This is a genomic window from Enterococcus sp. DIV1298c (assembly GCF_017316315.1).
Taxonomy (GTDB): domain Bacteria; phylum Bacillota; class Bacilli; order Lactobacillales; family Enterococcaceae; genus Enterococcus_B; species Enterococcus_B mangumiae.
This window is the reverse complement of the sequence record NZ_JAFLWG010000042.1, coordinates 26,360-49,353: the sequence shown is the minus strand read 5'-3', so window position 1 is coordinate 49,353 and position 22,994 is coordinate 26,360. Positions and strand designations below refer to the sequence as shown.

Sequence of the window (22,994 nt, the reverse complement as noted above, 5' to 3'; positions counted from 1 at the left end):
ATGATTATTGTACTATCGTTTTTAATTTAACGTAAAATAAAAGTTTTAAAAATAAAAGTCAATTATGAGTTAAAAAAAATGACTAAAAAAATATTCAGTTCCTTTATTATATTACCCGAATAGAATCGAACCAAAGAAAGGTAGATTCCTAAAGATAAAATAGATGAATATCAAAAAAGAGCCTAGTTTTGTCGATATAATGAATGATCCACAAAAAGTTAGACTAAAAAAATCTAATTTTTTGAACCGCTATATACATCAAAATAAGGCTCTTCTTCTGTTTTACATATTCATCCACATTGGTTCCAACGTGTTTCCATCGGGATCTTGGACTTCGAGGGAGAACATTTCTTCCTCAGGCATCCCCATATCAACTGTATGGTAGCTACCACCATTTTCTTTTGCGATTTCACCAAAACGTTTGACTTCAGCGGCATTAGCTAAGCTAAAAGCAATCAGTGCGCCACTTGTTTTCTTTGTATCTGCGATATCTTTATCTTTCAAGAATTTTTTGTAAAAGTCATGTGTCAAGAGCATGATCCAAAATGTGTCATTCCAAACCATTGCACTAGCATCCTCAGTTGAAAATTCTTTGTTTTGCTTGAATCCTAGTTTAGTGTAAAATTCGACTGATCGACTAACATCATGTACAGGGAAATTGACAAAAACCATTGTGTCCATTTGATACAGCTCCTTTCAATTTTCCTCTATCATGCGCCGATAAGTAAGCGTTGTCAAAAGATTCAGCTTGGGGAAGAGACTCTTTTCTTACTGGACATATCCAGAAAAAACATAATCAACTGTGCTGTAAAATTCGTAGTAGAATCTTGAATTTCGGTCCGTCATATTTAGGCTACTAGTGATTGTAGAACCAGAGGAAACAAAGTGTGTTTTTAAGACCGCATGGTTCACTGAGTTTCTCATTCGAATTTCCAATGTTCCACGACCTTGGTTATGGAAGTAATAATTATACGTATTCTTACCTAAGATATTGTAGTTAGAATAAAGGTAATATCCGCCACTATAAGTGCCAGACATCGTATTTCTACCTGATGACGCGACATTCCAATTGGCTGTTGGTAAACTGGTACCTCTTGTAAGCGCAGGAGTCAAATTGTACAACATGACCTCCGTTTGCATTTCGACGTTTTCTGGTGGACTCACTAATTCATTGGCAGAAACAGAGGGGCCTATCATTGATCCGTAAAAAAATAAAAGAGGCATTAGTGTTAAGAATAGTTTTCTCATAAATTCTCCTTGATGTTATTTTTTGGTAAACGTTTACTACTAAATGATAAGCGTCAAACTGCTAGATTTCAACCAGAAAAACCTTATTTTAACGTGTGTCACAGATTGTGGCATCCGATTTTTTCGAAAGATCATACTAGACACTAGAAATATCTTTCAAGTTTTTTTATTAAATGGTTAAATGTTAGATAGAGTGAAGGAGGAGATGAAATGGAGTTTGGAAAAATCTTAAAAGAAAAAAGAAAACAGTTAGGGATCACTCAAGAAGATTTGGCAAAAAAATTGAATGTCAGTCGATCAGCGATCTCAAATTGGGAAATAGGTAGAAACTATCCAGATATACATACCTTAGTAGAAATATCGGCACTTTTAGCTGTTTCTTTAGATGAACTACTAGAGAATACAGATGCGATTGAGGAAGCAGTAGAATCGGAGCTGAAACAGAAACGACGACTGAAGAAAATGGTGGTCGGCATATCAACTTGTTTTGCGATCTTTTTGGCAATGGGGATTTTGTATTTTATGACGAATCAACCCAAAATCGAATGGGCTCAAGCAAAGACGACTACATCTGGTGAAGTGGTGCTTTTCAACAAAAAAGATATTAAAGAGATCAATCTATCAGATAAAAAATTATCGATCGTCTTTGATTTACCGGATGAAAATCACTATGCAGGTTACTACGTAGATGGTAGTGAGCAATTGGGAGAAGTCAACTTGGATATTTATAAAATGCAAAATTCTGAGATCAGCAAGCATGGAGTCGATCACGACGGTCTTGTTGAGATCGACCTTAGCAATTTTACAAGAGTAAAAAAAGTCAATATCAATCATGCACAATAGAAAAAATATCAAGTACTAGTGAAAAAATTTAGTTAGAAAAGCAAGCTTCGTGAAGTGATCGCTGATTCAATCACTGCACGAAACTTGCTTTTTTAGATTATGCAGAGTTTTTTGGTCGATGTCAGGATAGGATCATTTTGTGCTTATTTCCTCATAACGCTGAATGACTGCCAGTTTTGCTTCTTCCAAAACTTTCTCATCACGAACTTCAAAGGAACGGCCAGGGATCAGAACCAAAAGGTATCCTGCTTGAGGGTAAATGGTGCAAAGTATTTTACCATGTTTGCGGTATTTGATATTCCAACCTCGCCAAATATTTTTGTCCATTCTACAGTTTGAGTAAGCATACTTGGGTTTGATCTTATATCCTTCAGTCAGGTACTCATTTAGTTTCGAAAAAAGCTCGGGATCGGTAAATTCCTTGATTTCAGCTTCTGTAGGTTGAGTTTCTTTATCAAAGTTTTCGTAATTAAGCATATACTTTCTCCTTTTTTTATTTATTAAGTAGAGAGATCTTCAGAAATTAACTCAGTCGTTGCATAGAAGAGTCAGCTTCTTTCGTTTTAATGTAAACGATTTCTTAAAATGATTATAACAAATGAGAGATCATTTGAAAAACCATCGTCCATTCGCATGTTTTTCAAATATATAGGGGAATCAATATGGTAAACTGATTAAAAGAGCTGAAAGTGAGGATTCAGATGATCGAAAAGAAACCAAAAGGACGTGACGGTGTAGTTATCCAAGAAGAGCATGTGATTCGTCCAAAAAAAGTTTGGTCAGAGGATGTTCAAAAGTTTTTAAGGTATCTGAGAGAAAAAGGTGTAGATTATGTCCCAGAACCGTATGGCTATGATGAACAAGGAAATGAAGTGGTTTCTTATCTGGCTGGTGAGGTCTATGACTATCCGTTACCACCACAACTGTTGACGGATGCTGCTATTTGTTCCGCAGGGCGATTGCTAAGAAATTTTCACGATCAAAATCAAGCCTATCTTGCTTTTTTGAGCGGGGAAGAAAAATGGATGCTCCAGTCATTCGGGGAGCCTGAGGTGATGTGCCATAATGACTTTGCTCCATATAATGTGACAACAGAAAATGGTCTAGCCATTGGTATCATTGATTTTGACACAATAGCTCCCGGTTCAAGAATTTGGGATGTGAGCTATGGTGCCTATCGTTGGGTACCTTTGGAGTCGGCACAAGAAACCCTGATCACGGACGAAGCTTGTCTTCGGTTGAAAAAATTTATTGAAGCTTATGGCCTTCATGAATCTGCCTATCCAGACTTGATTCCTACGATGGTCAAACGCCTCGCTTATATGATTGCGTTCATTACTTATGCAGCCGAAAGTGGCGAAGCAAATTTTCAAACAAATATTCAAGATGGGCATACAAAAAAATATGAACAAGATATTCATTGGTTGCTAGAAAATGAGGAAAAGATTTTAAAAGAGTTACAAAGAAAATAAAAGATGAACTTGCTTGAAGAAGCATACTCGAGTAACCAGGCGACATCCACGAATATTGGTGGGTGCCGCCTGGTTGAAGTCGTTTAGAAATCACGTTCATTTAAATCGAATATTTTTCAATTGCTCTTTATCTAGTTTTCTGAATTTGGAAGGACAGTAACCCATGTTTTTGGAAAAAGTTTTTGAAAACAAAAACTCATCTTTGTAGCCAATCCTGTGCGCGATTTCTTTGATGGTTGCATCAGAATCGAGTAGTAGATCGACAGAGACTCTCATTCTGTGGTTAGTGATTATTTTTTTAGGGCTCGAATGAAATTTAGACATACATAATTTGTACAATTGGCTATAACTTATATTAAAATGTTCAGCGATGTTTAGCGGGGAAATATTGTCCATATAATGATTATTTATGTAATCAACAATATTAACCTCAGTAGGTCTATTTGTGTTTAAAGAAGGTAGTAAAAAAGTCTTTTTGATCCGGTACAAAAAATCATATAAAGCGGCTGTATTTCGAAGCTCTTTTAAAGACTCAGATTCATCGATCTGTTCTCTGTTATCTTGTATGATCTCTAGCATGATTTTTTTTATATTGCTCGTCATATCATCAGTTAAGGTTGCGGTATGCTTATTTACGAGTGTTGTTTCGTCTAGAAAATCGAAAATTTTTTCTCCTTGAACACCTAACCAAATCAGTGTCCATGGCTGTGCTTTATCTGTATAATATCTCACTTTTTGTCCTTGGAAAAAGAAGAAAACATTATTTTTTTTTAGTTCATAATGTTGTCCATCTACTTCTAAGAATCCTTTGCCAGATAAGACATAATGAAATATCCATTTTTGCTGAACAGTATACCTGCGAACAGTAGAGTTTGCTTGGTAAGATTCATATCCGCATTGAGAGAGCGAAATAGGGGTTGCAATTGATTGACTATGGTACCAAAAATCTTCCATTACTTCCATCCTTTAAATTATCATTTATGAAGAAAATTCCATGTTTTAAGTATAAAATATCATGTTCAAAAGTTCAATTCGAATGTATACTCTTTTCGTGGATAGCGCTTCCAACATGTTTTTTTATATTTTTGAAAGTGGTGAATAGAGTGAGTAGTAAAATAATGGATGGGATTCAGAATAAAATTTTACCCATTGCGACTAAAATTGGTAACCAACGATTTTTAGTTGCGCTTAGAGATTCTTTTATAGGAACGATGCCTGTAGTAATGACAGGTTCGATTGCTATACTGATCAATGCATTTTTAGTTGACATTCCTAGTCAATTCAATTTAGAAAATATCACAGCGATGTTCCAATGGTGGGTGGATATCAATAGTTTAGTGTTTAAAGGAAGTATCTCAGTTGTTGCTTTACTCTTTATTTATTGTTTAGGTGTAAATATTGCGAAAATATATAATATCGATACATTATCTTCTGGTTTAGTTGCTTTATCGGCCTTTATTATTTCGATTGGAAATTCTATGACTTCAACTTATAGTCTAACGAATACTGGGGATGCTGATCTTTCAAGTCTATTTAAAGGGATCGATGGCATAACAGTAACAGGAAATAACTTGAATGTGACGATCACAGGTTTACTGCCTGGTGCGCAAATCAATTCAAATGGATACTTTACAGCGATAATCGTAGGTTTTCTTTCCTCGATTGTTTTCTGTAAATTAATGGGGAAAAATTGGACGATAAAATTACCAGAGACAGTTCCTCCTGCGATTGCCAAACCTTTTTTATCGATCATTCCGGCTCTTGTTTCTTTATATGTAGTTGGTGTTATCACTTATTTCTTCAGCCAAATCACTGGCTCGTTACTGATCGATTGGATCTATAGAGTTTTACAAACGCCATTGCTAGGTTTATCGCAAAGCTTCTTTGCTGTAGTGTTAGTCGCTGTATTGACGCAATTTTTCTGGTTTTTTGGTATTCACGGTGGAAATGTGATGGCACCGATCATGGAGGGCGTGTTTGGCGTCGCTTTGCTAGCTAATTTAGAAGCTTTCCAAAACAATGAACCAATTCCATATGTTTGGACAAGTGCTTCATATGGTTCATATGTTTGGTATGCGACGTTAGGTTTGTTGATCGCTATTTTTTGGTTCTCAAAAAATGGTCATTACAAAGAAGTGGCTAAGTTAGGCGTTGCTCCATGTCTGTTCAATATTGGGGAACCAGTGATGTATGGACTACCTACAGTATTGAATCCACTTTTGTTTATTCCTTTCATTCTTTGTCCAGCTGTAATGTCTAGTGTGGCATATTTAGCAACTGATCTAGGCTGGGTTTCTCCAGTGACACAGAATGTCACGTGGGTCATGCCCCCTGTTTTATATGGCTTCTTTTCAACCGGTTTTGATTGGCGAGCCATTGTCTTATCGCTTGTAAACTTAACTTTAGCTACTCTGATCTATTTACCATTTGTCAAAATGGCGGATAAGGAAGCTGTATAATTTTAGTTGCTTGATAAATAAACAAATCACCCAAGTGCAAAAGTAACTTTTTAAATTAAAAAATGGAAATTTTGACCAGAAAGAAGTAAATATGCAAATGTTTGAGATACAAGAAGAGTTTTTATTTGATGGAAAACCAGTAAAATTGATCAGTGGAGCGATCCACTATTTTCGAATGACACCGGCACAGTGGGAAGACAGTTTATACAATTTGAAAGCTCTCGGTGCGAACACGGTAGAAACTTATATTCCTTGGAATTTACATGAACCGATCGAAGGGGTCTATGATTTTGAGGGGATGAAAGATATCGTTGCTTTTGTGTCATTGGCACAAGAACTGGGCTTGATGGTCATCCTAAGACCATCCGTCTACATTTGTGCCGAATGGGAATTCGGTGGGTTACCAGCATGGCTCTTGAAAGAAAAAGGACGATTACGCTCGACTGATCCACATTTCATGGCAAAAGTACGCACCTATTTCAGTGTACTTTTGCCCAAATTAGTACCTCTACAGGTGACTCATGGTGGACCAGTCATCATGATGCAAGTCGAAAATGAGTACGGTTCTTATGGGATGGAAAAAGAATACTTGCGCCAAACTAAGCAATTGATGGAAGAGTTTGGGATCGATGTTCCGTTATTTACCTCAGACGGGGCATGGGAAGAAGCATTGGATGCGGGTACATTGATTGAAGAGGATGTATTCGTGACTGGAAATTTTGGAAGTCATTCCAAAGAAAATGTTGCAGTGATGAAAGCATTTATGGCAAAGCATGAGAAAAATTGGCCAATAATGTGCATGGAATACTGGGATGGCTGGTTCAATCGTTGGGGCGAACCGATCATCAAGCGTGACGGGCAAGAGCTAGCGAATGAAGTCAAAGAGATGTTGACGTTAGGTTCTTTGAATCTTTATATGTTTCATGGAGGAACTAACTTTGGTTTTTACAATGGTTGTTCCGCTCGTGGGGTTCTTGATTTGCCGCAAATAACAAGTTATGACTATGATGCTTTATTGACCGAAGCTGGTGAGCCAACTGAGAAATATTTCCATGTGCAAAGAGCGATTAAAGAAGTCTGTCCTGAAGTATGGCAAGCTGAGCCTCGCAAGAAGGTTTTCGGTACATTAGGAACTTATCCAGTGACCAACAGTGTATCGTTACTCGCAATCAAAGATCAGATCATGCCACCACAAGAGACGATATATCCATTAACGATGGAAGAAGCAGGTACTGGCTATGGCTACATACTTTATTCAGCCAGTATCAAAAACTATCATCATGAAAACAAATTAAAAGTCGTTGACGCCGGTGATCGTTTGCATATTTTCGTTGACGGCAGGCTACAAGCAATCCAATATCAAGAAACGCTCGGCGAAGAAATAATGATCAATGATATGCCGGAGACAGAGTGGATTGAACTGGACGTTTTAGTGGAAAACTTAGGTCGGGTAAACTATGGCTTCAAATTAAATAGTCCTACGCAAGCAAAGGGCATACGTGGTGGAATCATGCACGACATCCATTTCCATCAAGGATATTTGCAATATGCGTTGACGTTGTCCGAAGAGCAACTACAAAAAATCGATTACACAGCAAATAAAAATGCCACACAACCTTCTTTTTATCAGGTTGAATTCGCGTTGGAAACCCTTAGTGATACTTTTATCGATTGTAGTGATTATGGTAAAGGTGTAGTGATCGTCAATGGCATCAATCTAGGACGGTATTGGCAAAATGGCCCGATCCATTCTTTGTATTGCCCAAAAGAATTTTTGAAAAAAGGATCAAACGAAATCGTGATTTTTGAAACCGATGGGGTAGAGATCAAGGAACTTATCTTTTGTGAGCAACCAATGATCAGCAAAAAGTAAATTTGAACGTTAGGGTTTCAACTAGGGAATGTGTCCTTCTCCTTTTGACTTTATCGAGGCTATGGAGTGGATAACACCAACTAACTCTTATATATTTGGATGGAAAGACGTTTAAAAAAAGATATATGACATTGCTGGAAACACGTAGACAAGAAACTACGTGTTTTTTCTTTTTTAAAAGTTCTAGTCCTTAAAACATAGCTGCGCTTAGAACGTAGTATAGCTGATTCTACGGATTACTTGAGGATGAATCGTGGGAATGGTCAAACGATCAGGGGGAAGCTTGCTGCATGAAGGGAAAGATGGCAGATATTCACTATTTAACTGATTTATGGTAAAATGCGAAAGATACTTGGTTATAAGAGATTGTTCAGGGATAATCTTTTTATTTTATGGAAAAGATAAGTTATCCATCGTTCTCCCAGTTACACGTTACTTGGATTTATGGGAAAAACGCTCTTAAAACCTTGATATGAAAGGAGTGGCCTTAAAGAAATGACTATCCAATGGTTCCCAGGGCATATGGCGAAAGCCAGACGTGAAGTTTCAGAAAAAATGAAGTATGTCGATATCGTTTTTGAACTAGTCGATGCACGCTTGCCTTTATCTTCACGTAATCCAATGCTAGACCAGATCATTCAACAAAAACCAAGACTTGTTCTGTTGAACAAAGCAGATTTAGCCGATCCACAACAAACAAAATTATGGCAACAATATTTTAGAAAACAAGGACATCAAGCCTTAGCAATCACTGCACAGGAAAGTAAAGGAATCAAGGCGTTGATTCCTGCTGCAAAAGAAGCACTGAAAGAAAAGCGGGAAAGAGATGCAGCTCGTGGGATCAAACCTCGAGCGATCCGCGCGATGGTCTTAGGTATCCCCAATGTAGGGAAATCGACCTTGATGAATCGATTAGTTGGTAAAAAAATCGCGCAGACAGGAAATAAACCTGGTGTGACGAAAGGGCAACAATGGCTTCGTTTAGGTAGTGAATTAGAACTCTTAGATACACCGGGGATTTTATGGCCTAAGTTTGAAGATGAGGAAATCGGGAAGAAATTAGCATTGACTGGCGCGATCAAAGATCAATTGGTCCACCTTGATGATCTAGCGATTTACGGTTTGGATTTCTTTGCCCGTTACTACCCAAATAAAATCAGTGAACGTTATGGATTGTCACCAGAAGAAGAGCAACAAATCGCACCTGAACTTTTGATGACGATCACGCAACGTAGAGGGTATCGAGATGATTATGACCGTGGGAGCGAGCTAGTGGTCTTTGATATTCGCCAAGGAAAACTAGGCCGCTATACTTTGGATCGCTGTGAGGAAATGGAAGAGACTACGCATGAGTGAATCCATCCAAAGCATCAAAGAAAGACTGAAACAAATCACAACCTTAGATGATCCAGTGGTCACTCAACTAAGATTGGATGAGCGAAAAGGTGTGCAGCAAGCGTTGCTCTCTTTTGAAAAGCGCTTGGCAAAAGAAGCACTGATCCGAGAAAAATATGAAACGATGTCTTTCTATGAAAAAGAAGGGTACGCACAAGGGCATCAACTGATTGCTGGCATCGATGAAGTCGGCAGAGGTCCGTTAGCTGGTCCTGTTGTCTCCGCAGCAGTTATTTTACCTAACGATGTTTCGATCTATGGTTTGAATGATTCAAAGCAACTTTCGGAGAAAAAGCGGGAAGAATTGTACGAACAGATCCAAGAAAAAGCTCTCTCGATCGGTATCGGTGTGATCGATGAACAGACGATCGATCGTGTCAATATTTACGAAGCAAGTAAATTAGCGATGTGTGAAGCGGTGAAACAATTGACCCCTCAACCTACGTATTTATTGATCGATGCAATGACGTTAGATTTACCGATTGCACAAAATAAACTGATCAAAGGGGATGCTCGCTCGATCTCGATCGCAGCTGCAAGTATTATTGCGAAAGTCTATCGTGATCGATTGATGAAGGAATATGAGGAACAATACCCTGGCTACGGTTTTGCGAAAAATGCAGGTTACGGTACCAAAGAGCATCTCTTAGGATTAGCGCAACACGGTATTACACCGATCCATCGTAAAAGCTTTGCACCAGTCAAACAATATTTATCATAAACAATGCGCCGCTTTTCACGTATCTTATTAAAAAGATTAGAAAAGGTGGCGCTTTATGATTTTTCACAATGAATTTATTACAAAATTAGCACTGGTCAAAGGTCTGAGCGGACCACAAAAATGGCTTGTGATCCAGCATCTATTGGTGGAGAAGAAAGCGTGGCTTTCGATCGATGAAATACTGACAGTCATTCGTTTCCATCGTTCAAAAGAGCAATTTTATGAAAATTGGCAGCAGATCAACGATACGTGGCGGCAAGTAATAAGAGGGAACCCGTACATAACTTTTCTTGATCCGATTTACCCTCCCCAACTGCTTCACTTGGCAAATCCTCCGATCATCTTGTTTTACCAAGGAGACCTTTCGTTGTTGCAACGAAAAATGATTGCTGTTGTTGGGGGTAGAGAAACTTCTGGGTACGCGAAAAAAATAGTTGAAGAAGTTCTTGCCCCTGTGATCGATCAACACTATGTGATCGTTAGCGGTTGTGCAAAAGGCGTGGATACTTATGCGCATCAAGTAACGATGCGTCGATCAGGTAGGACGATCGCAGTGATCGGTACTGGCATCAACCAGAGTTATCCGAAAGAAAACCAACAACTGCAACGAGAGATTGCGCGTAATCATCTTTTATTGAGTGAGTTTCTACCAGATGCGCGTCCTCAAAAATTTCATTTCCCAATGAGAAACCGACTGATTGCTGCTTTGTCACAAGGGATTTGCGTGATTGAGGCAAGAGCAAAAAGCGGATCGCTGATTACCGCAGAGCAAGGGTTAGAGATCGGACGACCAATTTTTTCTATCCCTGGGAATATTTTGACAGGACAATCGACTGGCTGTCACCAATTGATCCAAGATGGAGCAATATGTACATTTTCGGGCCAAGATATCCTGAATGAATTGGAATCATAACGATTGATTTATTATTGCTTTCCTTGACAAACGTTTTCTGAATGGATATGATAAGCTACGATTTGTAAAAAGTCCTTGTGGCATATATATAGTAGGAACCCGAAAATGGAAAGGAGTCCATTCAGGAATGGCATATAAATATTTAGTGATCGTAGAATCACCTGCAAAAGCCAAGACGATTGAAAAATATCTTGGCCGTAATTATAAAGTAATGGCTAGTGTAGGACATATTCGTGACTTACCTAAGAGTAAGATGGGGATCGATTTTGAAAATAATTATGAACCGCATTATATCTCGATTCGAGGTAAAGGCGATGTGATAAAGAGTCTCAAAGCAGCGGCAAAAAAAGCACAAAAAGTTTACCTCGCAAGTGACCCGGATAGAGAAGGGGAAGCAATTGCTTGGCATTTGGCCTATTTATTAGGCTTGGATCTAAACGATAAGAATCGGGTTGTCTTCAATGAAATCACCAAGGATGCAGTCAAGGCGGCATTTAAAGAGCCACGTTCGATCGATGTGGATCTTGTTGATGCGCAACAAGCACGTCGAACGCTTGACCGTATCGTTGGTTATTCGATTAGTCCGATCTTATGGCGTAAAGTGAAGAAAGGATTGAGTGCTGGTCGGGTCCAATCGATCGCATTGAAGATCATCATTGAACGCGAAAAAGAAATCCGTGATTTCACACCGGAAGAGTATTGGAGTATTGACGGAAACTTTAAGAAAGAACGCAAGAAATTCAAAGCGAACTTTTGGGGAGTTGACGGGAAAAAGAAAAAACTTTCTGATGCTGAAACTGTAAAAGAAGTGACTGATCGTATCACTGGCAAAGAGTTTGCTGTGACAAAAGTTGAAAAGAAAGAACGCAAGCGAAACCCAGCGAATCCTTTTACGACAAGTAGCCTGCAACAAGAAGCGGCACGTAAACTGAATTTCAGAACACGTAAAACGATGATGGTCGCGCAACAGTTGTATGAAGGAATCTCACTCGGGAAGCAAGGAACGATCGGGTTGATCACTTATATGCGTACCGATTCCACACGGATCGCTGACACTGCAAAAGCGGAAGCCGCAACATTTATCGAAGAAACTTATGGGAAAGAATTCTCGAGTCATTCAGAACGTAAAGCAGCAAATTCTAAAGGCGCACAAGATGCCCATGAAGCGGTCCGTCCGACAAGTGCATTGCGTACACCTGATGACTTGAAACAATACTTGGATAAAGACCAATTAAAATTGTATACGTTGATCTGGTCACGTTTTGTTGCCAGTCAAATGACACCAGCTGTCTTAGATACGATGAAAGTGACGTTGGAACAAAATGATGTCAGATTCATTGCGAACGGCTCAAAAATCAAGTTCAAAGGATTTATGCAAGTCTACGTTGAAGGTCGCGACGATGGGAAAGAAGACAAAGAAAATATTTTACCAGAGTTAGCAGAAGGCGATACAGTGCAATCGGTCGATATCGAACCGAAACAACATTTCACTCAACCGCCTGCTCGCTATAGCGAAGCGACATTGATCCGTGCGTTGGAAGAAAATGGGGTAGGTCGTCCATCGACTTATGCGCCAACATTAGATACGATTCAACGACGTTACTATGTGAAATTGACACAAAAACGTTTTGAACCGACTGAATTAGGAGAAATCGTCAATTCGTTGATCTGCGAATTCTTCCCGCAAATCGTGGATATCCATTTCACAGCTGAAATGGAAGATGACTTGGATAAAGTCGAAGAAGGAAAAGAAGAGTGGATCGAAGTCGTCGATCGTTTTTATAAACCATTTGAAAAAGAATTATCGAATGCCGAAGAAAAAATCGAGAAAATCCAGATCAAAGATGAACCAGCTGGCTTTGATTGTGATTTGTGTGGGCATCCTATGGTGATAAAATTAGGGAAGTATGGTAAATTCTATGCATGTAGTAATTTTCCGGATTGCCGTAATACCAAACCGATCGTTAAAGAGATCGGAGTCACTTGTCCAGTTTGTCATGAAGGACAAGTCATCGAACGTAAATCCAAGAAAAATCGTCTTTTCTATGGCTGTTCTCGCTTCCCTGAATGTGAATTCACGTCATGGGAAAAACCAATCGGCAGAAATTGTCCGAAATGTGATCATTATCTAGTCGAGAAAAAAGTCAAAGGCGGTAAACAAGTCGTTTGTACGAATGGTGATTACGAAGAAGATGTGCAAAAATAAAGAAATGAGAAGAGGTTTTTAGTTGGAAAACGTGAATGTTGTAGGTGCAGGCCTAGCAGGAAGCGAAGCAGCATGGCAAATCGCTCAAGCAGGTGTACCTGTGAAGTTATATGAAATGAGACCAGTGAAAAAGACAGAAGCCCATCATACAGATAATTTTGCTGAATTGGTCTGTTCAAATTCTTTGAGAGGGAATAGTCTGGCGAACGCAGTTGGCTTATTAAAAGAAGAAATGCGTCGCTTAGATTCAGTGATCATCCATTCAGCCGATGAAACAGCAGTTCCTGCGGGTGGTGCGTTAGCGGTTGACCGTGATTCATTTTCTGAAACGATCACTCGTAAGGTCAAAGAGCATCCTTTAGTCACAGTAGTGAATGAAGAGATCACTGAGATTCCAGAGGGGATCACAGTAGTTGCTACAGGACCTTTGACTTCTCATCCTTTAGCAGAAAGCATCAAAGCATTTAATGGCTCAGACGGTTTTTATTTCTATGATGCTGCTGCACCGATCGTCGATAAAGCAACGATCGACATGGACAAAGTATATTTAAAATCACGTTATGACAAAGGGAAAGCTGCTTACTTGAACTGTCCAATGACAGAAGAAGAATTCAAAGCTTTCCATGACGCGTTAGTGAATGCTGAAGTCGCAGAATTGAAATCCTTCGAAAAAGAAAAATATTTTGAAGGCTGTATGCCAATCGAAGTAATGGCGCAACGCGGCTTTAAGACAATGTTGTTTGGTCCAATGAAACCAGTTGGCTTGGAAGATCCAAAAACAGGCAAAAGACCTTACGCAGTCATCCAGCTAAGACAAGACAATGCGGCCGCTTCTCTTTACAATATCGTAGGTTTCCAAACCCATTTGAAATGGGGCGAACAAAAGCGTGTATTCCGTATGATCCCAGGTTTAGAGAATGCAGAGTTCGTACGCTACGGTGTAATGCACCGAAATAGTTTCATGAACTCACCAGAGCTATTGAAACCGACCTACCAATCAACAAAGCGTGAGGATCTGTTTTTCGCAGGACAAATGACCGGTGTAGAAGGTTATGTTGAAAGTGCGGCAAGTGGCTTACTTGCAGGAATCAATGCTGCTCGTCTAGCCAAAGGACTGGAACCTGTCGTTTTACCGCAGGAAACAGCGATGGGAAGTATGGCGTACTACATTACCCATGCAGAAGGCAAACATTTCCAACCAATGAATGCAAACTATGGATTGTTCCCAGAATTGCCTGAACGTATCCGTGATAAGAAGTCTCGTTACGAAGCAATTGCCGAACGTGCCTTAGCAGCCAATGAAAAAGTGAAGCAAGAATTATTGAATGAGGAATTTGCTTCTCGTTAAACGGATGTTATGTAATAAGTCGAAGTTTCTCTGAATGGTGTTCACCATTTATGAGTGCTTCGGCTTATTTCTCGGCAGTCCTCTTGAATTGAGTCACTCTTTAAGATAACTAAGGTTTTTTAATGCGGTTTTTAGTTTCCTCAGCCCTTATTTGTCAAGTAAATTGGCTAAATTGTGAACAAACTTAGAAATATTGATTAAATTCTGACAATTTGTTTGTTTTTTCTCTAGGGCTATGCTAAATTTATTTTGGGATCAAAAGGTAGGTGTAAAAAGAATGAAATCAACTTTGCAAGAAGATTTTTTGCGTTATTTAATTATTGAGCGTGGTTATTCAGAAAAAACAAAATCAGCCTATGAAGAAGATATCAACGATTTTCAGCGATTCTTAGCGGAATCGGGCGAATCTGATCTGCTGAAAGTAAGCTATTTGGACGTGAGAGTGTATTTGAGCTATCTGTCAGATAAATCATACAGTCGAAATTCAGTCAGTCGAAAAATCGCAAGTTTACGTTCCTTTTATCAATACCTTCTGCGTGAAGAAAAAATTGCAGAAAACCCATTTTCGTATGTTCACTTAAAGAAAAAAAATGTCAAACTACCGCGTTTTTTTTATGAGAATGAGATGCAAAGTTTATTTGAAAGTGTCACTGGGGATAGTCCTCTAGCACTTAGAGATCGAGCGTTACTTGAAGTTCTCTACGGATCAGGTATCCGTCTGAGTGAATGTAGCCAATTGACGATGTCTGCCATCGACTTTGGGACAGAGGTGATGTTGATCCATGGAAAAGGAAATAAAGAACGTTATGCGCCGTTGGGTTCATTTGCGCAAGATGCTTTGCAAGAGTATTTTGCCAAGGGACGCAGCTTCTTAATGACGAAATACCATAAGTCACATGACCATGTCTTTGTAAATCATCATGGAGAACCGATCACACCTACTGGTATTGAATATGTATTAAACCAAATCATCAAAAAAAGTAGTTTGGATAGCGATATCCATCCTCACATGCTACGTCATACTTTTGCGACACACTTATTAAACAACGGTGCGGATATGCGTACGGTGCAAGAACTTTTAGGTCACGCAAATTTATCAACGACCCAAATCTATGCGCATGTCACAAAAGAAAGTTTACAAAAAAATTATCGCTCGTTCCATCCACGAGCGTGACCACATTTTTAGGAGGAAACAACTATGGTAGAATCACAGTTTCATTCAACAACCATTTGTGCAGTTGAAAAAAACGGTAAATTCGCGATGGCTGGCGATGGCCAAGTCACAATGGGCGAATCAGTCGTCATGAAAGGCAGTGCTAGAAAAGTACGCCGTATCTACAATGGAGAAGTAGTTGTCGGCTTTGCTGGAAGTGTTGCCGACGCATTTACTTTAGAAGAAAAATTTGAAGGTAAACTCAATGAATATAACGGAAATCTGCAAAGAGCAGCCGTTGAATTAGCCCAAGAATGGCGCACACAACAATCGATGCAAAAATTAGAAGCGATGCTGATCGTGATGAACGATAAAGAAATGTTGCTTGTTTCAGGTACAGGTGAAGTCATCACACCGGATGATGGCATCTTAGCCATCGGTTCTGGTGGAAACTTTGCTTTAGCTGCCGCACGAGCAATGAAGAACTATGCTCAAAATGACATGAGCGCAAAAGAAATTGCTGAAAATGCGCTGAATATTGCCGCAGATATCTGTGTCTTTACAAATCACAACATTATTGTGGAAGAATTATAGAGGTGAAGGATATGTATGAATTAAAACAAACACCAAAACAAATCGTCAGTGAGTTAGATCAATATATCATTGGCCAACAAGCAGCAAAAAAATCAGTGGCAGTTGCCCTTAGAAATCGTTATCGCCGTCTGCAATTAGACGAAAAAATGCAACAAGACATCACACCAAAAAACATGTTGATGATCGGACCAACTGGGGTTGGTAAAACAGAGATCGCGCGTCGTTTGGCGAAGATCGTCAATGCGCCTTTTGTCAAAGTTGAAGCAACGAAGTTTACGGAAGTTGGATATGTAGGACGTGACGTTGAGTCAATGGTTCGTGACCTTGTCGAAAATGCGATCCAAATCGTTGAAAAAAGTCAATATAGCCGCGTTCGCCCGCAAGCGAAGAAAAATGCGGAAAAACAATTAGTGAAAATTCTTGTACCTGGCATCAAAAAAGAGCAAAAACAATCAAACAACCAATTTGAACAAATGATGAATATGTTCAACGCTTCGCAACAACCGGCAGAAACGCAAGAAGAAGTGACCGAAGAGATTCGAGTGAATCGTCGCACAGTGTTAGAGCAATTGCAAAAAGGCTTGCTTGACAACCGAGAAGTGACGATCGAAGTACAAGATCAAAAGAAACCTGCACCAATGATGAACAATGGACTGGAACAAATGGGGATCGATTTGAACGAAACACTAGGTGCTTTGACACCTAAGAAAAAAATCGAACGTACAGTGACAGTCAAAGAAGCATTGGAGTTATTGATCAAAGAAGAGTCTGCCAAATTAGTCAATGATGCGGATATCCACAGCGAAGCAATCAAATTGGCTGAATCAAGCGGAATCATCTTCATTGATGAAATCGATAAGATCACCTCTAAATCCCAACAATCTGGGGAAGTATCAAGAGAAGGTGTGCAAAGAGATATCTTGCCGATCGTAGAAGGATCACAAGTCAATACGAAATACGGCGCATTACAAACAGACCATATTCTGTTTATCGCTTCAGGAGCGTTCCACTTGTCAAAACCAAGTGACTTGATTCCTGAATTACAAGGTCGATTCCCGATCCGTGTTGAGTTAGATGATTTAACAGCTGAGGATTTTGTCAAGATCTTGACTGAACCAAACAATGCATTAGTCAAACAATATATTGCGTTGATCGGTACCGAAAATGTAACTGTTACGTTCACGAAAGAAGCCATCGAACGCATTGCTCAGATCGCTTATGATGTGAACCGTGATACAGACAATATCGGCGCACGTCGTTTGCACACGATTTTAGAGAAATTGTTGGAAGACTTGTTGTTTGAAGCACCAGAAATGCAAATGGGAGAAATCACCATTACAGAAGCCTATGTCGATGATAAATTAGGATCAATTGCGGCGAATGAAGACTTGAGTCGCTATATATTATAAAATCGGAGGAAAAAAATGACGGATTTGTTGACGAACACTCGAAAGATAAACAAATTATTGCAACAAAAAAATACGTTTGATATGCAGGCGGATTTACCTTACGATAAAATGGCGGTCACTTTAGGTGCTGTTTTAGATAGCAATACGTATATCATTGGCAGTGAAGGGGTTCTACTTGGTTACAATGAACGACACGATGTGAATAATGATCGTGTGAAGACAATGTTTGTACAAAAACAATTTCCTGATGCGTACACGGAAACGGTCGATTTGATCACAAAAACAGAAGCAAATATCCCAATTACAAGTGATATGACGGCATTTCCTTTTGAAAGCCGTGAAAAATATCCTTTTGGCTTAACGACAGTTGTGCCGATCTTTGGTGCCGGTGAACGATTGGGAACCATTATTTTAGCAAGAATGGAGCAAGCATTTACCGATGAAGACCTTGTGTTAGCAGAATATGGCGCAACGGTAGTAGGGATGCAGATCCTTTATCAAAAATCACGAGATATCGAAGCAGATGTCCGTAGTACGACTGCTGTCCAAATGGCGATCAATACGTTATCATACAGCGAATTGAAAGCAGTACAAGCCATTTTTGATGCTTTAGAAGGCAACGAAGGACGTTTGACTGCCTCAAATATTGCAGATAAGATCGGCATCACTCGCTCGGTGATCGTGAATGCCTTACGTAAACTTGAATCAGCTGGTATCATTGAATCTCGTTCACTAGGCATGAAAGGGACGTATTTAAAAGTATTGAATGCTCGGTTTAAAGACGAGCTAACGAAGCATAGTTATTAAATGGAAACTTTCTCAGACATTTACTACTTGACGCAGTAAATGTCTGAGAAAAGATGGAGGATGACGATGACTGTTATAATTCAAAATGATCAGCTGATTGCTGAGATTTCGGAACATGGAGCAGAATTGATCAGTTTGAAATCGAAAGAACATGATCTAGAATATATATGGCAAGGCGATCCTAAGTACTGGGGAAGACATGCCCCCGTTCTTTTTCCTATCGTTGGACGTTTGAAAAACGATCAGTATACGTATCAAGGAAAAACGTATTCGATGGGACAACACGGTTTTGCTCGTGACATGGATTTTGAAGTTGCTGAACACGACAAAGAACGTGCGAAGTTCGTACTGAAAAGTACCCCTGAAACAAAAGAAAACTATCCGTTTGATTTTGAACTAGTATTAGTTTATGAACTAGGCGGAGATGGGATCACTGTTCATTACCAAGTTGAAAATATTGGGGAAGAAGAGATGTATTTCTCCATTGGCGGTCATCCGGCATTCAATGTGCCATTAGAAGAAGGGTTGACGTTTGAAGATTTCTATTTGGCTTTTTCTCCTAGAAAATCACGTTTACGTTTACCGTTATCTGGACCATTCATCGATATGGAACAAAAAACGATCGGACAAACGAATACCAACCTTGCGTTGATGCGTGATCTGTTCGATCAAGATGCGTTAGTATTTGAAACAAGAGGCTTGAATGCGTATAGTATCCGTAGTGAAAAATCAAGTCACAGTGTCACACTGAGCTACAAAGATATGCCTTATGTCGGCATTTGGTCGCCGTATCCAAAAGAAGCGCCATTTGTCTGTATCGAGCCTTGGTTTGGGATTGCTGACACCGTCAACAGTACTGGTCAGTTGATCGAAAAAGCGGGAATCAATCAATTGGGCGCGCACGAATTATTCAAGACGAAATATTCGATCACTGTGAAATAATCTAAGCTCTAGCAAACCTTCGCTTTCAGTTAGTTCGACAATAAAAAATGCCTTCTGAACAAATGAGTCGCTAGTTGGCGCTCAATTGTGTTAGAAGGCATTGTTTTTCATTGATCGAAAGCGATCATTTCTTTTTACTGCTATTCAAACCGAATGGGATCCGGCTTTCTGTTTTATTCTTGATTCGTTTGATGTTGTCTTTATGACGGTAAAAAATAAAAGCGGAGACACCACAAGCAATGAGTGTCAAAAGTAAATTTGGTTCTGGCAAGATCGCTGGCGCAACGTACGGCAAAAAGATCGTGGATAAAGTGATCAAGACCGCGCTGATCATACTCGTTAAGCTCACCATACTTGTACAATATAAACTGATCACAAAGATCGCAGACGAGTAAATAAAGAAGAGTGGATTGAAGCCTAACAACATACCGGCACTTGTCGCTACCGCTTTGCCACCTTTGAACTTTGCGAAGATCGGAAATGTATGTCCTAAGATCGCGCATACCCCAAACCATAGTGGATTGACGGAAGTAACATGGAAAATGACTGGTAAAGCAGTGGCTAAAGTTCCTTTTAAAATGTCCATGAACAATACAACTGTTCCAGCAGTTTTTCCTAAAACACGGAAAGTATTCGTCGTGCCCATATTCCCACTACCATGTTCGCGGATGTCTTTTTTAAAAAAGATTTTACCAACCCATACTCCGGATGGAATGGAACCCAAAAGATATGCTACAATAAACAATAAGATTATTTTCATTTTTTAACCTCTTTCAAGTTGAAACTAATGTATATTTTAGCATGAAAGAATGCTTCAAACAATCGAAAAAATTGAACGATCGAAAGGAGTCATCCATATGTCATTTAAAAATCCAGAACAAGCAACCATCTTCCGTTATCTCCAAGAAGCAAAAACGATCGCAGTCGTTGGTTTAAGTAATAAGCCTGAACGGACAAGTTACCAAATTGCGCAATTATTACAAGAACACGGCTATCGTATCATTCCGGTCAATCCTGTTTTAGCAGGTGAAGAAGTGCTTGGTGAACCTGTTGTTGCACAACTGACGGATATCAATGAACCGATCGATATCGTGGATATTTTCCGTCGTAGTGAGTTTTTACCGGAAGTGGCAGCCGATTTCTTGAAAACAAATGCGAAGGTCTTCTGGGCGCAACTAGGTATTGCAAATGAAGAAGCTGCTGAAATGCTCCAAGCTGCTGGAAGAAATGACATCGTCATGGATCGCTGCATCAAGATCGAGCTAGCGAAGATGGAACAATAAAACACGAGAAGTATCAGAAGAGCACGTTCAGATACGCAATAAAGTAACTTCTCGGAAACCTGTTAACTAAGTATGAGAAGAACGCATGTTGACCGATTGTTGATTTTTAAAAAAGAGTAAAGGATCGTTGCCATCGGTCTAGTTGATAGAAAAGGATGAAAAAGCGGGAGAGTTGGTTGTTTCTTGTAATTCTGACCTTCCCTCTTTTTTTTTGAGGACTTTTCTAGTATGATAAGCGTGGTGCGGTTATCCCGCAAGTATTATTGAAGGAGCGTTTGCCTTGGCAAAGAAAATTAAAAATGAATACAATGATGCCTCGATCCAAGTTCTTGAAGGATTAGAAGCAGTAAGAAAACGACCAGGGATGTATATCGGGTCGACTGATAGCCGAGGCTTGCATCATTTAGTCTATGAAATCGTTGATAATGCCGTAGATGAAGCTTTATCAGGCTACGGGAATGAAATCGCTGTAACGATCCACGAAGACAACAGTGTGACTGTTACAGATAGTGGTCGTGGAATGCCAGTTGGAATGCACGCTTCAGGGATTCCAACGGTTGAAGTCATCTTCACTGTATTGCATGCTGGCGGTAAGTTTGGCCAAGGAGGATATAAAACTTCTGGTGGGCTGCATGGTGTCGGTGCCAGTGTCGTCAATGCGTTGTCTAAATGGTTAACGGTGACGATCGTTCGTGATGGCATCGAATACCAACAAACATTCAAGCAAGGTGGAAAACCAGACGGAACATTGAAAAAAATCGGTAAAACGAAAAAAGCTAATGGCACGTCTGTTCATTTCTTACCAGATGATAGTATTTTCTCAACCACTAAATTCTCTTATGATACCTTGTCTGAACGTTTAAGAGAATCAGCGTTTCTGTTGAAAGGTGTAAAAATCACATTAACCGATCTAAGAGGCGACGAAAAGGTTCAAGAAGTCTTTCATTACGAAGAAGGAATCAAAGAATTTGTTGCGTATCTAAATGAAGAAAAAGATACGTTGACTCCAGTGGTCTATTTCTCTGGCGAAAAAGAAGGCATCGAAGTCGAAGTGGCTTATCAATATAACGACGGTTATTCTGAAAATGTGCTATCGTTTGTCAACAACGTTCGAACGAAAGATGGCGGTACGCATGAAGTCGGTATGAAAACAGCGATGACCAAAGCATACAATGAATATGCGCGAAAAGTCGGCTTGTTGAAAGAAAGAGATAAGAACTTAGAAGGTAGTGACTTCCGAGAAGGTCTTGCAACAGTCTTGTCGATCCGTGTACCTGAACATTTGCTTCAGTTTGAAGGGCAAACAAAAGAAAAATTGGGGACACCGATCGCTCGCTCCGTCGTTGATAATGTCATGAGCGAGCAAATGGGCTTCTATTTGCAGGAAAACAGCGAGATGAGTCAGATGTTGGTCCGCAAGGCAATCAAAGCCAGAGAAGCACGTGAAGCGGCTCGTAAGGCGAGAGAAGAAAGCCGTAACGGCAAAAAACGGAAAAAAGGCGAATCTTTGCTTTCTGGAAAATTGACACCAGCACAATCGAGAAATCCCAAGAAAAATGAATTGTATCTTGTCGAAGGAGATTCAGCTGGTGGTTCAGCCAAACAAGGAAGAGATCGGAAATTCCAAGCGATCTTACCACTTCGAGGAAAAGTCATCAATACCGAAAAAGCTAAGATGCAAGACATTTTGAAAAATGAAGAAATCAATACGATGATCTATACGATCGGTGCGGGCGTTGGCCCTGAATTTTCGATTGAAGATTGCAACTATGACAAAATCATCATCATGACCGATGCGGATACCGATGGTGCCCATATCCAAGTCTTATTGCTGACATTTTTCTATCGCTATATGAAACCTTTGATCGAAGCAGGCAAAGTTTACATTGCATTACCTCCTTTGTATAAAGTGTCAAAAGGCCAAGGGAAAAAACAAGTGATTGAATATGCTTGGACGGATGATGAATTAGCGGCAGTGATCAAAAATATCGGTAAAGGATACATGTTGCAACGGTATAAAGGTCTTGGTGAAATGAATGCCGAACAATTATGGGAAACAACAATGGACCCAGCGACTCGGACATTGATCCGTGTTAGGATCGACGATGCCGCACAAGCAGAGCGACGAGTAACAACGCTGATGGGCGATAAAGTCGAACCACGTCGTAAATGGATCGAAAACCATGTGCAATTCAGCTTAGAAGAAGAACGCAGCATTTTAGACAAAAAAGAAGAAACGGATACTTCCTCTTCAGTCTCTAATGAATTGCTAGATGAAGAACGCATAGAAGAAAACCAAAATGAACAATCAGTTGATGTAGAATAGGA

The 22,994-nt window shown here is 39.7% G+C and carries 21 protein-coding genes; 16 read left to right on the top strand and 5 right to left on the bottom strand.

Features of this window, described 5'->3' with window-relative positions; all coding sequences use genetic code 11:
* Positions 1 to 282: 282 nt before the first annotated feature.
* Positions 283 to 681 (bottom strand): VOC family protein, encoded by a 399-nt coding sequence (locus tag JZO83_RS10315; protein WP_207115682.1) that lies wholly within the window; start codon positions 679 to 681, stop codon positions 283 to 285.
* 87 nt (positions 682 to 768) lie between these two features.
* A complete protein-coding gene (locus tag JZO83_RS10310) occupies positions 769 to 1,248 on the bottom strand; it encodes a hypothetical protein (protein ID WP_207115681.1) in 480 nt (159 codons plus the stop codon).
* 210 nt (positions 1,249 to 1,458) lie between these two features.
* Here JZO83_RS10310 and JZO83_RS10305 point away from each other — a divergent pair, with 210 nt between their 5' ends.
* A complete protein-coding gene (locus tag JZO83_RS10305; protein ID WP_207115680.1) occupies positions 1,459 to 2,091 on the top strand; it encodes a helix-turn-helix transcriptional regulator in 633 nt (210 codons plus the stop codon).
* A gap of 132 nt (positions 2,092 to 2,223) precedes the next feature.
* On the opposite strand, the gene JZO83_RS10300 is transcribed toward JZO83_RS10305, so the two are convergent.
* Positions 2,224 to 2,568, bottom strand: coding sequence for a DUF3788 family protein (locus tag JZO83_RS10300; protein WP_206857526.1), 345 nt, complete (start codon positions 2,566 to 2,568; stop codon positions 2,224 to 2,226).
* Between the two features lie 224 nt (positions 2,569 to 2,792).
* Here JZO83_RS10300 and JZO83_RS10295 point away from each other — a divergent pair, with 224 nt between their 5' ends.
* Complete coding sequence (locus JZO83_RS10295) at positions 2,793 to 3,563, top strand: phosphotransferase (RefSeq protein ID WP_206857524.1); 771 nt, start codon at positions 2,793 to 2,795, stop codon at positions 3,561 to 3,563.
* A 96-nt stretch (positions 3,564 to 3,659) separates the two neighbouring features.
* Here the strand turns inward: JZO83_RS10295 and JZO83_RS10290 are convergent, their stop codons facing one another.
* Positions 3,660 to 4,517, bottom strand: coding sequence for an AraC family transcriptional regulator (locus JZO83_RS10290; protein ID WP_206857515.1), 858 nt, complete (start codon positions 4,515 to 4,517; stop codon positions 3,660 to 3,662).
* Between the two features lie 164 nt (positions 4,518 to 4,681).
* On the opposite strand from JZO83_RS10290, the gene JZO83_RS10285 reads away from it, so the two are divergent.
* The 12 genes from JZO83_RS10285 to JZO83_RS10230 all read left to right on the top strand — a co-directional run bounded on the left by JZO83_RS10285 (position 4,682) and on the right by JZO83_RS10230 (position 19,383).
* The gene (locus JZO83_RS10285) at positions 4,682 to 6,022 is read left to right on the top strand and encodes a PTS transporter subunit EIIC (protein ID WP_207115684.1); all 1,341 of its coding nucleotides are present in this window, start codon (positions 4,682 to 4,684) and stop codon (positions 6,020 to 6,022) included.
* Positions 6,023 to 6,113: 91 nt separating this feature from the next.
* Positions 6,114 to 7,895: a beta-galactosidase family protein gene (locus JZO83_RS10280; RefSeq protein ID WP_207115679.1), complete on the top strand. Its 1,782-nt coding sequence runs from the start codon at positions 6,114 to 6,116 to the stop codon at positions 7,893 to 7,895.
* Between the two features lie 495 nt (positions 7,896 to 8,390).
* Positions 8,391 to 9,251 (top strand): ribosome biogenesis GTPase YlqF, encoded by an 861-nt coding sequence (gene ylqF, locus JZO83_RS10275; RefSeq protein ID WP_206857504.1) that lies wholly within the window; start codon positions 8,391 to 8,393, stop codon positions 9,249 to 9,251.
* Entirely contained in the window at positions 9,244 to 10,011 is a 768-nt protein-coding gene (locus tag JZO83_RS10270) for a ribonuclease HII (protein WP_206857502.1), read from the top strand. The genes ylqF and JZO83_RS10270 overlap by 8 nt, the downstream gene beginning before the upstream one ends.
* A gap of 55 nt (positions 10,012 to 10,066) precedes the next feature.
* Entirely contained in the window at positions 10,067 to 10,924 is an 858-nt protein-coding gene (gene dprA, locus JZO83_RS10265; RefSeq protein ID WP_207115678.1) for a DNA-processing protein DprA, read from the top strand.
* A 127-nt stretch (positions 10,925 to 11,051) separates the two neighbouring features.
* Positions 11,052 to 13,130: a type I DNA topoisomerase gene (gene topA / locus JZO83_RS10260; protein WP_207115677.1), complete on the top strand. Its 2,079-nt coding sequence runs from the start codon at positions 11,052 to 11,054 to the stop codon at positions 13,128 to 13,130.
* Between the two features lie 22 nt (positions 13,131 to 13,152).
* Positions 13,153 to 14,478 (top strand): FADH(2)-oxidizing methylenetetrahydrofolate--tRNA-(uracil(54)-C(5))-methyltransferase TrmFO, encoded by a 1,326-nt coding sequence (trmFO, locus tag JZO83_RS10255; protein WP_207115676.1) that lies wholly within the window; start codon positions 13,153 to 13,155, stop codon positions 14,476 to 14,478.
* A 235-nt stretch (positions 14,479 to 14,713) separates the two neighbouring features.
* Complete coding sequence (xerC, locus tag JZO83_RS10250; protein ID WP_206857475.1) at positions 14,714 to 15,652, top strand: tyrosine recombinase XerC; 939 nt, start codon at positions 14,714 to 14,716, stop codon at positions 15,650 to 15,652.
* Between the two features lie 24 nt (positions 15,653 to 15,676).
* Positions 15,677 to 16,225, top strand: a complete 549-nt coding sequence (gene hslV / locus JZO83_RS10245) for an HslU--HslV peptidase proteolytic subunit (RefSeq protein WP_206857465.1) — start codon at positions 15,677 to 15,679, stop codon at positions 16,223 to 16,225.
* A gap of 11 nt (positions 16,226 to 16,236) precedes the next feature.
* Positions 16,237 to 17,634 (top strand): ATP-dependent protease ATPase subunit HslU, encoded by a 1,398-nt coding sequence (gene hslU / locus JZO83_RS10240; RefSeq protein ID WP_206857458.1) that lies wholly within the window; start codon positions 16,237 to 16,239, stop codon positions 17,632 to 17,634.
* A gap of 15 nt (positions 17,635 to 17,649) precedes the next feature.
* Positions 17,650 to 18,441, top strand: a complete 792-nt coding sequence (gene codY / locus JZO83_RS10235; protein WP_206857456.1) for a GTP-sensing pleiotropic transcriptional regulator CodY — start codon at positions 17,650 to 17,652, stop codon at positions 18,439 to 18,441.
* A gap of 66 nt (positions 18,442 to 18,507) precedes the next feature.
* Complete coding sequence (locus JZO83_RS10230) at positions 18,508 to 19,383, top strand: aldose 1-epimerase family protein (RefSeq protein ID WP_206857454.1); 876 nt, start codon at positions 18,508 to 18,510, stop codon at positions 19,381 to 19,383.
* A 124-nt stretch (positions 19,384 to 19,507) separates the two neighbouring features.
* On the opposite strand, the gene plsY is transcribed toward JZO83_RS10230, so the two are convergent.
* Positions 19,508 to 20,143, bottom strand: a complete 636-nt coding sequence (gene plsY / locus JZO83_RS10225) for a glycerol-3-phosphate 1-O-acyltransferase PlsY (protein ID WP_206857453.1) — start codon at positions 20,141 to 20,143, stop codon at positions 19,508 to 19,510.
* Between the two features lie 97 nt (positions 20,144 to 20,240).
* Here plsY and JZO83_RS10220 point away from each other — a divergent pair, with 97 nt between their 5' ends.
* The gene (locus JZO83_RS10220; RefSeq protein WP_207115675.1) at positions 20,241 to 20,666 is read left to right on the top strand and encodes a CoA-binding protein; all 426 of its coding nucleotides are present in this window, start codon (positions 20,241 to 20,243) and stop codon (positions 20,664 to 20,666) included.
* Between the two features lie 280 nt (positions 20,667 to 20,946).
* Entirely contained in the window at positions 20,947 to 22,992 is a 2,046-nt protein-coding gene (gene parE, locus JZO83_RS10215; RefSeq protein ID WP_206857451.1) for a DNA topoisomerase IV subunit B, read from the top strand.
* Positions 22,993 to 22,994 lie beyond the last annotated feature (2 nt).